Here is a 9,562-nt window from a genome sequence, read left to right as displayed (position 1 = left end):
GGGAAGCCGGGAAGCCGGGAAGCCGGGAAGCCGGGAAGCCGGGAAGCCGGGAAGCCGGGAAGCCGGGAAGCCGGGAAGCCGGGAAGCCGGGAAGCCGGGAAGCCAAACAGTTACTCCGCGACCCGCCATTTTTGATCGGGTGACTGGTGACCGGTGCCCTCAATGCCGCGCGCGACGCGCGACAAGCGGTGGCCGGTCACGTCGAGAGCCGCGGCCGAGGGGGGCGACGGCGAGGTGGGGAACCCCGGCTACTGCCCCGGCGTCACGCCGGGGCTGCGGACTCCTCCTCGTCCATGTCCACCACGAAACCCGGCAGCCACTCCTCCAGTTCGTCCCGCATCCGCACTGTCGCGCCCAGCTGGCACAGCACGCCGATCGTGCTCAGCGTCACCCGATGGATCAGCAGGTAGGCCGGGGGCAGGTTGAGCTGCTTGGCCAACTGGTAGGCGGGGGAGCGGGGGTCGGCTATCCGGGCCGCCTGGCCGCGCATCCAGCTCCGGCTGAAAGTGAATTCCTCGGCCTTCGCCGGCTCGATGATCGGCACCAGGTAGTCGAGGACGGCGTCGGGGTCCAGCTCTATGGACTCCTTGACGAAGCCCTCCGCGCAGAGCATCTCGTAGACGGCCTCCGCTTCACCGTCGAGCGTCAGGCGCAGTGACTCGCCGATCGGCTGCGGCAGGCCGCCGGGCAGTCGGTCGACGGTGCCGAAGTCCAGGACGCCGAGGCGCCAGTCGTCCTCGCCGTCCGGTCCGCCGGGCAGCAGGCGGAAGTTCCCCGGGTGGGGGTCGGCGTGCAGAAGGCCGGTCCGGGCCGGACCGGAGAACAGGAAGCGGGTGAGGAGCTGGCCCGCCCGGTCGCGCTGCTCGTCGGTGCCCGTGGCGATCACCTCCGACAACGGAACCCCGTCCATCCACTCGGTGACCAGGATCTGGTCGCACTGGTGGACCACGGCCGGCACCACGATGTCCGGGTCGCCCTCGAACTCCTCGGCATGCGTCTGCTGGGCCTGCGCCTCCAGGCCGTAGTCCAGTTCCTCGGTGACCCGGTCCTTCAGTTCCGCGATCAGCGGCTTGATGTCCATGCCGGGCACGAGCGGGCCCAGCAGGCGGGCGAAGCGGCTCAGTTGGTTCAGGTCGGAGAGCAGGGCCTCGCCCGCGCCGGGGTACTGCACCTTGACGGCCACCTCGCGGCCGTCGTGCCACACCCCGCGGTGCACCTGGCCGATGGACGCGGCGGCCGCAGGCTTGTCCTCGAACTCCAGGAACAGCTCGCGCCAGTCCTCGCCGAGCCGCTCGTCGAGCACCCCGTGCACCGTGCGCGTCGGCATCGGCGGGGCCGCGTCCTGGAGCTTCGTCAGCGCCGCGCGGTAGGGACCGGCGACCTCCTCGGGCAGGGCCGACTCGAAGACGGACATGGCCTGCCCGAACTTCATCGCGCCGCCCTTGAGCTCGCCGAGAACCTTGAAAAGCTGGTCTGCGGTGCGCTGCTGGAGTTCGCGACCGACCAGCTCGGCGGACTCGCCGATGATCCGCTTGCCGAGCCCCCAGGTGGCCCGGCCCGCGAAGCCGAGCGGGAGCGCGGCGAGCTTGGCGGTCCGGGTGACCGCCTTGCGGGGAAGATCAGACATGCGCCCTCCAGGTACCAGCCAGCCGCGCTGCGTCTGCCTGACGATCGAACTTCTCTGACGGCAGTTGCTCTGCCATTGTCTCGTGCGACTCCTCGTTCTCCGAGGTGTGTTCCTCGTTACCTTTCTCCGCCGCTCCGCAGGGGCACGCGGCGTGCGCCCGAACCGGCCGCGCCCGCCAGTCCGGGCCCGGCGCGGAGACCTCCCAGCGTGCACCGGCCGTCGATGGCATCCGGCCGTCCAGGAAGGCAAGCGTATGAGCCGCCGCAAGCCCCGCCACGGAGGTCGCCAGCGCCAGATCACAGGCCCCCACCCGGCCCGGCCTACTCGCCGAGCGCCACTGGGCGAGCAGGCGGGGCCAGGTCTCGTCCTGGTCGATGCGCTCCTCCTGCAGACAGCCGGCGCAGCCCGTCTCACCCGGCACGACGAGCGGGCCGACGACGCCCGTGCCCTCCACGACGCCGGCATAGAGGTGAGGTGTACCGGACGCCATGAGCGGCTCCGCGGTCCCCGGGTCGGGCGCGTGCACGGCGACGTCGTCCCGGGGAGCGACGATGACCAGGGAGAAGCCCGGCTCGTGATCCTCCAGCGGCGACCGCGGGCCCCGCCGGGCCGGACGGTCCGGGGCGGCGTCGCGCACCACGCGGCGGGCCGCCTCCTCCCTGCGCTCGCCGACGGACTCGGCCGGAAGCCCACCCGGTGCGACGTCCCACGGCTCGACGCGCCCGACGTCCCGCACGTCGACCTCGCCGACGCCGGCTCCCGACAGCAGCGCGGCCAGCATCGCGCCGACCCGGCCCGAGCCCCTCACCTGTACCCGAAGCGAACTCCGCGCGGCCAGCAGTCTTATCGCGTCGCCCGGTTCCGGCGTGATCAGCGACAGTGCGGCCAGGTCCGGACGCAGCCGGTCCAGGACCTCCTTCTTCTCCCGCAGAGCGTCGGCGGCAGGACCGCCGCCTCGCGCGTCGTCGAGGAGCCCGGCCCGGGTCAGCCGCGCCACCAGCCTGTCGACATGACCCTCCGGAAGAGCCATCCTCCGCCCCTCTTCACGCAGCAGCGGGAGCCCGCGGGTGCCGTTGAGCAGTTCCAGGAAGCTGCCCGTCGCCGTGTCCACCGGGCCCAGCGTCAGCGCCTGCGCCGGACTCATCCCGAACTGCACCGTATTGAGATCCCGCCAGCCACGCCTGAGCGCGGGCTTCACCACCGGATGCATCCAAGGCCCCCCATTGCCGCACAACGTCCCCGTTCGCCGGGCGGGCTCACTCCAAGCCGTCCCGGCGACGGCCAGCATGCCCCACCCGGCCGCTCGGACGTCGAGAGTTGTCCACAGGCAAGAGGATTCGTCGTACAAGTCGGCAGCGCTGATCGGGCCCGGTGTTCGCAGGGCCCCGTCCCTGGCGATCACCCGCCTCTCTTTCAGTCACGCCGCGCCCGGTCTCCGGCCGCGCCGCTTCCCGCCCTCGGGTCGCACCGCCCTCGGCCGCGCCGCTTCCCGCCCTCGGGTCGCACCGTCCTCGGCCGCGCCGCTTCCCGCCCTCGGGTCGCACCGTCCTCGGCCGCGCCGCTCTCCGCCCTCCGGTCGCACCGCCCTCGGCCGCGCCGCCCCGCGCCCGCCAGCCGCACCGGCCCCCGCCGCCTTTCCGACCGCGTCTCCCGCCCTGCGGTGCACCGTCCCCGGCTTCCGCCCACCCCGGCCTCAGCCCGCACCGCACCCACCCTCCGGGCGCGTCCCCAGCCTCCCGGCGCGCGGTCGTACAAATCAAACGCCCGGTGGGGGATCGGTAGGGAAGCGAGCGGAGCCGGGACTTCCCCCGTGCCCAGCGGGTACGGTCGGGGCGTGTCCGCCGACCCCCTGCACCGCGCCGGAAGCCCGCAACGCAGCGCGACGAGCCCGCCGCCCAGCGGTTCGAAGGCGCACGCGATCGAAGTCCGCAGGAGCTCACGCCGGCGCAGGACGGTCTCCGCGTACCGCGAGGGTGATCGCACCGTCGTGCTCATCCCCGCCCGGATGTCCGAGGCGGAGGAGCAGCGCTGGGTGAGCGTCATGCTGGACAGACTCGCCGCCCAGGAGAGCAAGCGGGTGCTCGGGGACGGCGAGCTGGCCGAGCGTGCCCGGCGGCTGTCGGAGCAGTACTTCGAGGGCCGCGCCAGACCCGGTTCGGTCCGCTGGGTCACCAACCAGAACACGCGGTGGGGTTCGTGCACCCCGGCCGAGGGCAGCATCCGCCTCTCGCACCGGCTGCAGGGCATGCCCGAGTACGTCGTCGACTACGTCCTCCTGCACGAGCTGGCGCATCTGCTGGTCCCCGGGCACGGCCCGCGTTTCTGGCAACTGCTGGAGGCGTATCCGCGCACCGAGCGGGCCCGCGGCTACCTGGACGGGGTCGTCGACGCCGACCGGTTGCCGCACGTGCCCGGGGCGCGCGGCGAGTGATCGACTGGCCGAAAGAGCCGGTCCGGTACGGGCACGCGCGGGTTGTGTACCGGGTCTGTACCGACATCGTCCACTGTCGGACTTTGCCGTTAGCCTGACGCGACGCACTCACTTCGGGTTGGGGGACGGTCGTAACGCATGGCGAGGGAATTCCAACGCGGCCACAAGGCCAGGATCAGTGATCTGACCGCGGGGACGGATCTGTACGTGGGCGTGCAGATCTCCGGCCCCGGGCTGAGCTTCGACATCAGCTGCTTCGGTCTCGACGCGAGTGAGCGTCTTTCGGACGACCGGTACTTCATCTTCTACAACCAGCCGAAGTCGCCCGAGGAGTCCGTCCAGCTCCTCGGCGCGCAGGCCGGTGACACCGAGTCCTTCCGCGTCACCCTCGACCGGATCCCGCCACAGATCCAGAAGCTGTCCTTCACCGCGACGATCGACGGCGCCGGTCAGATGTCGCAGGTCGGCCCCGGCTACCTGCGCATCGTCGCGGGCGGCGAGGAAGTGGCGCGCTACCCGTTCAGCGGCTCGGAGTTCACCACCGAGCGCGCCGTCATGCTGGGCGATCTCTACCTGAAGGACGTGTGGCGGTTCGCCGCTGTGGGCCAGGGCTTCGACGGCGGCCTCGAGGCGCTGCTGAAGAACTTCGGCGGCGAGGTGGCCGAGGAGGAGACGCCCGCAGCACCGCAACCGCAGACGCCGGGCGGCGCCACCCCCGGCTTCGCGCCGCCCGGTGGCCAGTCCGTGCCCCCGCCCGCGTTCGGCGCTCCCGGCGGCCCCGCCCCCGCGCCGGCGCCCGCCCCCCAGGGCTTCGCGCCCCCACCGGGCGCCACACCTCCGCCCCCGGGCGTCACGCCACCCGTGCACACGGCGCCGACCATCGTCGCGCCCCTGCACACCCCGCCCGGCGGCTCCCCGGTGCCGCCCCCGGCACCCGCCCCCTACGGCCCGCCCGGCCAGCAGGTGCCGCCGTACGGCCAGGCACCCGCCGCCCCGCCACCCCCGGGCTACGCCCAGCCGCAGGCGCCGCACGCCCCTGCCCCGCCGCCCGGCTACGGACAGCAGCCACCCCCTCCCGGCTACGGCCAGCAGCCGCCGCCCCCCGGGTACGGTCAGCAGCCCCCGACCGGACACGGCCAGCCGCCGCCGTACGGCCAGGCGCCGGGAGTTCCGGGCCAGCAGGCGCCCTACGGAGCCCCGCAGGGCGTCCCCCAGGGAGTGCCCGCCGCCCAGGGCGCGCCGCAGGGCGCGGGCGTGGCCGCCGCTCTCCAGCAGTTCCGGGAGACGCCCACCGGGCAGCGCTGGACGCAGCAGAACCGCAAAATGGTCCGCGTCGACCTCGGCATCGGCGGGCAGCCCGTGCTGGCCCGACAGGGCAGCATGGTGCTGTACCAGGGCAAGGTCGACTTCAGTTACAAGGGCGCCGGCTTCGCCGGCCGGATCGTGGGCAACGCGACCGGCCAGGAGATGCAGCTGATGCGCTGTTCCGGCCAGGGGCAGGTGTTCCTCGCCGAGAACTCGACGATGCTGCACCCCATCGAGCTCCAGGGTGACGCCGTGTGCGTCTCCGCGGAGAACGTCCTCGCGTTCGACGAGACCCTCCAGTACGAGGTCCGCCGCATCGAGGGGCACGGCATCCCGGGCGGCGCGCTGTTCACGATGCAGTTCCAGGGCACCGGCACGATCGTGGTGAAGACGCACGGCACCCCCGTGGTGCTGCCCGTCACGCCCACCACGTTCGCCGACTGCAACGCCGTGGTCGCCTGGTCGGCCGCCGCGCAGGTGGTCGTTTCCAGCCAGGTGCGGCTGCGCCGCAACGCCTACCCCGGCGACACCGGGGAGAGCGTGAACCTGCAGCTCCGGGCGGCGCCCGGCAGCTTCGTCATCGTCCAGCCCTACGAGATCTGAGGGAGAGCCCGTCATGAACCAGCCGCTCGCGGGCTACGCCCCCGCACCCGTCGCCGCCCGTATGGAGAATCACGGCAACCACATGGCCAAGGTCGCCATGCAGACCGGACACGACCTCCTCGCGCGCGTCGGCTCGATGGTCGCCTACGAAGGGTTCGTCCAGTACGAGCCCAACCCGCCGGCCGTGCGCCAGATCGCCCGTGACTGGGTCACCGGCGAGGGCGCGCCCCTGATGAAGTGCTCCGGCGACGGCCTGCTCTACCTCGCCGACTACGGCGCGAACGTCGTCGTGATCAACCTCAACGGCGACGGGATCTCCGTCAACGCCACCAACCTGCTCGCCTTCGACGCCCACCTCCAGTGGGGCGTGGAGCGGGTCAAGGGCCTGGCGAAGTTCGCCGGTCAGGGCATGTGGAACACCAAGATCTCCGGGCAGGGCTGGGTCGCGCTGACCTCCCGGGGCAAGCCGATCGTCGTCGACTGCGGCGGCGGCGAGGACGAGACGTACGTCGACCCGGACGCGCTCGTCGCCTGGTCCCCGAACCTCAAGGTGAAGGGCAAGCGCAGCTTCAAGGCGCAGTCACTGATCGGCCGCGGCAGCGGCGAGGCCTACCAGATGGCCTTCTCCGGTCAGGGCATCGTCGTCGTCCAGCCCAGCGAGGACAGCACCGACCGTCTCCGGCTCCGGGGCTGAGGGGGAGCACCACACCATGCAGAGCCCGATTTTCGCGTACAACGACCAGCAGTCCCAGGAGCGCTGGAGCCTGCAGAACAAGCAGATGCTCCGGGTCACCCTGGAGGGCCACGACGACATCCTCGCCCGCAAGGGCACCATGGTCGCCTACCAGGGCATGGTCGAGTTCGACGCCGAGTACCAGAACAACAGCCAGGCACGTGCGCGTGCGCACACGGGCGAGGGTCTGGACCTGATGCGCTGCCACGGGCAGGGCACGGTCTACCTGGCCAACCTCAAGCAGCACGTCCACCTCGTCGACGTCGACCAGGACGGCATCACCGTCGACAGCAGCTATGTGCTGGCGATGGACTCCGGGCTGCACCACGAGGTCATCGCCGTGGACAGCCTCTACGGCATCTCCGGCTCCGGGAAGTACCAGCTCAACATCACCGGCCGCGGCAAGGTCGCGCTGATGACCTCCGGCATGCCGCTGATGATGCAGGTGACGCCCGACAGGTACGTCAACTGCGACGCCGACGCGATCGTGGCCTGGTCCACGAGCCTGCGGGTGCAGATGCAGGCGCAGACGCACTCGTCGGGCGTGTGGCGGCGCCGCGGCAGCACCGGTGAGGGCTGGGAGCTCAGCTTCATGGGCACCGGTTTCGCCCTCGTCCAGCCCAGCGAGCTGCTGCCGCCGCAGAACGCCCAGGTCGGGTCGGGCCTCGCGGCCCAGTACGGCATGGGGCAGCAGGGAGCCCGCGGCCAGAACCAGGGCAACGTCTGGAGCTGACCGTCCAGAGCGGGACCGTCGGCGAACGTGAGGGGCGCCCGCCGTCGCGGACGCCCCTCACCCGTACCCAGCCCCGCCGGCCGGGCTCACAGCCGCGCGCGCGTCGCCTCCAGCAGACGTACCACCGAGTCGTCGGCCACCTCCGCGACCTCGGCGTACGGGAACCAGCGCAGGTCCAGGGACTCGTCGCTGATCGCCTCGACGGCGCCGGGCGCGGCCAGCGCCGCGTACTGCACGTCCAGGTGCCAGGCACAGGGCGTGCTGTGGCGGTCCAGGCGCACCGGGCCGCCCGCGAACAGCGTCAGGCCCTCGATGCCGGACTCCTCGGTCGCCTCGCGCAGGGCCGCCGACGCCAGCGTCGCGTCGCCCGGCTCGCAGTGGCCGCCCATCTGCAGCCACATGCGCAACTTCTTGTGGAGGGTCAGCAGAACCCTTTCCCGCGCAGGGTCGACCACCAGGGCGCTCGCCGTGATGTGGCCCTCCGGGCAGGCCTTCCACATGCCGTCCGGGTGGGCGGCGAGATGGTCCAGGTACACCCGGCGCAGCTCATGCTGGTCCTCGTACGCCTTCAGTACGAGGACCGCGTCGTCGTACAGGCTCACTCGGTGTCGTCGCCCTTGCCCGTGTCGTCGTCGCTCCCGCTCTCCTCGGCCTTGTCCCCGCTCTCCTCCGCCTTGTCCCGCTTGCGCAGGTCGGCCTTGCCGGCGGCCTCGCCGAGCATCTTGTCGAGCTCGGAGAAGTCGAGGTGTTCGCGGTGCACGAAGCCGTCCGGGTCGTCCAGGTCGGTCGCCGTGGGCAGCATGTCCGGGTGCGCCCACAGGGCGTCCCGGCCGTCGACGCCGCGCGCGTCCGTCAGCGACGCCCACAGCCGGGACGCGTCGCGCAACCTGCGCGGGCGCAGCTCCAAACCGATCAGCGTGGCGAACGTCTGCTCCGCGGGACCGCCCGAGGCGCGGCGGCGGCGCAGCGTCTCGCGCAGCGCGTCCGCCGAGGACAGCCGCGGCTTGGCGGCGGCGTGCACCACGGCGTCCACCCAGCCCTCGACCAGGGCCAGCGCGGTCTCCAGACGGGCCAGGGCGGTCTTCTGCTCGGGGGTGTCCTCCGGCTGGAACATGCCCTGCTGGAGCGCCTCTTGCAGCTGCTCGGGGTTCTGCGGGTCGAACTGGCCGACCACGTCCTCCAGCTTCGCCGTGTCGACCTTGATCCCGCGGGCGTAGCCGTCGACCGCGCCGAACAGGTGCGAGCGCAGCCACGGCACGTGCGCGAACAGACGCTGGTGGGCGGCCTCGCGCAGGGCCAGGTACAGCCGCACCTCCTCCTGGGGCACGCCCAGGTCCTTGCCGAACGCCTCGATGTTCACCGGCAGCAGCGCGGCCCGGCCGGCCGGGCCGAGCGGCAGGCCGATGTCGGTGGAACCGACGACCTCGCCGGCGAGCACGCCGACGGCCTGACCGATCTGTGTGCCGAACATGGCGCCGCCCATCGACCGCATCATGCCGATCAGCGGGCCGGCCATGGCCTGCATCTCCTCGGGCAGTACGTCGCCCATGGCGGTGCCGACGCGTTCGGCGACCGGGTCGACGAGCTCCTGCCACGCGGGCAGGGTCGCCTCGACCCACTCGGCGCGGCTCCACGCCACCGCGGAGCCCGCGCCCGAAGGCAGGGACGTCGCGTCGTCGAGCCACAGGTCGGCCAGACGGACGGCCTCCTGGACGGCCGTGCGCTCGGAGGGGCCGACACTCGCGTCCTTGACGCCGTCCGGCGTGCCCTGGGAGACCGTCTGGCGGGCGATCTGCTTGGCCATGTCCCAGTTCACCGGGCCGCCCTCGTAGGACAGCATCTGGCCCAGCTGCTGGAACGCGGCGCCCAGGTCGTTGGGGTTCAGCGAGCCGAACATGGCAGCGAACGGATTGTCGGCGCCGGGGCCGCCGAAGCCTCCGGCCCCGGGCAGCCCGAAACCGAACGCGTCGGCCGGGTCCTGACCACCGCCGTTCCGCTGGTCCTTCTTCTTGCCCTCGTCGCCGTCGTCCGGCTCCTCCGGCGGAAGGCCGAATCCGAATGGGGTGTCACTCACGGGGTTCCTCGGCTGGTAAGGCCGCCGGTTCTTTCCGGCGGCACGGCTGCCCGACA

At 72.3% G+C, this 9,562-nt stretch carries 8 protein-coding genes; 4 read left to right on the top strand and 4 right to left on the bottom strand.

Going from position 1 to position 9,562, the window contains the following annotated elements:
* Positions 1 to 262: 262 nt before the first annotated feature.
* Both ABZ354_RS21410 and ABZ354_RS21405 read right to left on the bottom strand, forming a co-directional pair.
* A complete protein-coding gene (locus ABZ354_RS21410) occupies positions 263 to 1,627 on the bottom strand; it encodes an AarF/ABC1/UbiB kinase family protein (RefSeq protein WP_358658984.1) in 1,365 nt (454 codons plus the stop codon).
* Positions 1,620 to 2,837, bottom strand: a complete 1,218-nt coding sequence (locus tag ABZ354_RS21405; RefSeq protein WP_358658982.1) for a TOMM precursor leader peptide-binding protein — start codon at positions 2,835 to 2,837, stop codon at positions 1,620 to 1,622. The genes ABZ354_RS21410 and ABZ354_RS21405 overlap by 8 nt, the downstream gene beginning before the upstream one ends.
* Positions 2,838 to 3,461: 624 nt before the next feature.
* On the opposite strand from ABZ354_RS21405, the gene ABZ354_RS21400 reads away from it, so the two are divergent.
* The 4 genes from ABZ354_RS21400 to ABZ354_RS21385 all read left to right on the top strand — a co-directional run bounded on the left by ABZ354_RS21400 (position 3,462) and on the right by ABZ354_RS21385 (position 7,432).
* Positions 3,462 to 4,058 carry a M48 family metallopeptidase gene (locus ABZ354_RS21400; protein ID WP_358658980.1) on the top strand — a complete coding sequence of 199 codons (597 nt, stop codon included), beginning with the start codon at positions 3,462 to 3,464 and terminating at the stop codon, positions 4,056 to 4,058.
* 138 nt (positions 4,059 to 4,196) lie between these two features.
* Positions 4,197 to 5,966 (top strand): TerD family protein, encoded by a 1,770-nt coding sequence (locus ABZ354_RS21395; RefSeq protein ID WP_358658978.1) that lies wholly within the window; start codon positions 4,197 to 4,199, stop codon positions 5,964 to 5,966.
* 13 nt (positions 5,967 to 5,979) lie between these two features.
* On the top strand, positions 5,980 to 6,660 hold the full coding sequence (locus ABZ354_RS21390; RefSeq protein WP_358658976.1) for an AIM24 family protein: 681 nt from the start codon (positions 5,980 to 5,982) through the stop codon (positions 6,658 to 6,660).
* A 16-nt stretch (positions 6,661 to 6,676) separates the two neighbouring features.
* Entirely contained in the window at positions 6,677 to 7,432 is a 756-nt protein-coding gene (locus tag ABZ354_RS21385; RefSeq protein ID WP_358658974.1) for an AIM24 family protein, read from the top strand.
* 86 nt (positions 7,433 to 7,518) lie between these two features.
* Here ABZ354_RS21385 and ABZ354_RS21380 read toward each other — a convergent pair whose 3' ends face one another.
* Positions 7,519 to 8,034 (bottom strand): NUDIX hydrolase, encoded by a 516-nt coding sequence (locus ABZ354_RS21380; protein WP_358658972.1) that lies wholly within the window; start codon positions 8,032 to 8,034, stop codon positions 7,519 to 7,521.
* Complete coding sequence (locus tag ABZ354_RS21375; protein WP_358658970.1) at positions 8,031 to 9,506, bottom strand: zinc-dependent metalloprotease; 1,476 nt, start codon at positions 9,504 to 9,506, stop codon at positions 8,031 to 8,033. The genes ABZ354_RS21380 and ABZ354_RS21375 overlap by 4 nt, the downstream gene beginning before the upstream one ends.
* Between the last annotated feature and the right edge of the window lie 56 nt (positions 9,507 to 9,562).

Origin of the sequence: Streptomyces sp. NPDC005925 (genome assembly GCF_040638805.1) — a bacterium.
Classification (GTDB): domain Bacteria; phylum Actinomycetota; class Actinomycetes; order Streptomycetales; family Streptomycetaceae; genus Streptomyces.
This window is presented reverse-complemented; position numbering and strand designations above follow the sequence as displayed.

Coding starts and splice junctions, on each gene's coding strand:
- ABZ354_RS21410 (WP_358658984.1), bottom strand. CDS start 1,627: ATGTCTGATCTTCCCCGCAAGGCGGTCACCCGGACCGCCAAGCTCGCC.
- ABZ354_RS21405 (WP_358658982.1), bottom strand. CDS start 2,837: ATGCATCCGGTGGTGAAGCCCGCGCTCAGGCGTGGCTGGCGGGATCTC.
- ABZ354_RS21395 (WP_358658978.1), top strand. CDS start 4,197: ATGGCGAGGGAATTCCAACGCGGCCACAAGGCCAGGATCAGTGATCTG.
- ABZ354_RS21390 (WP_358658976.1), top strand. CDS start 5,980: ATGAACCAGCCGCTCGCGGGCTACGCCCCCGCACCCGTCGCCGCCCGT.
- ABZ354_RS21385 (WP_358658974.1), top strand. CDS start 6,677: ATGCAGAGCCCGATTTTCGCGTACAACGACCAGCAGTCCCAGGAGCGC.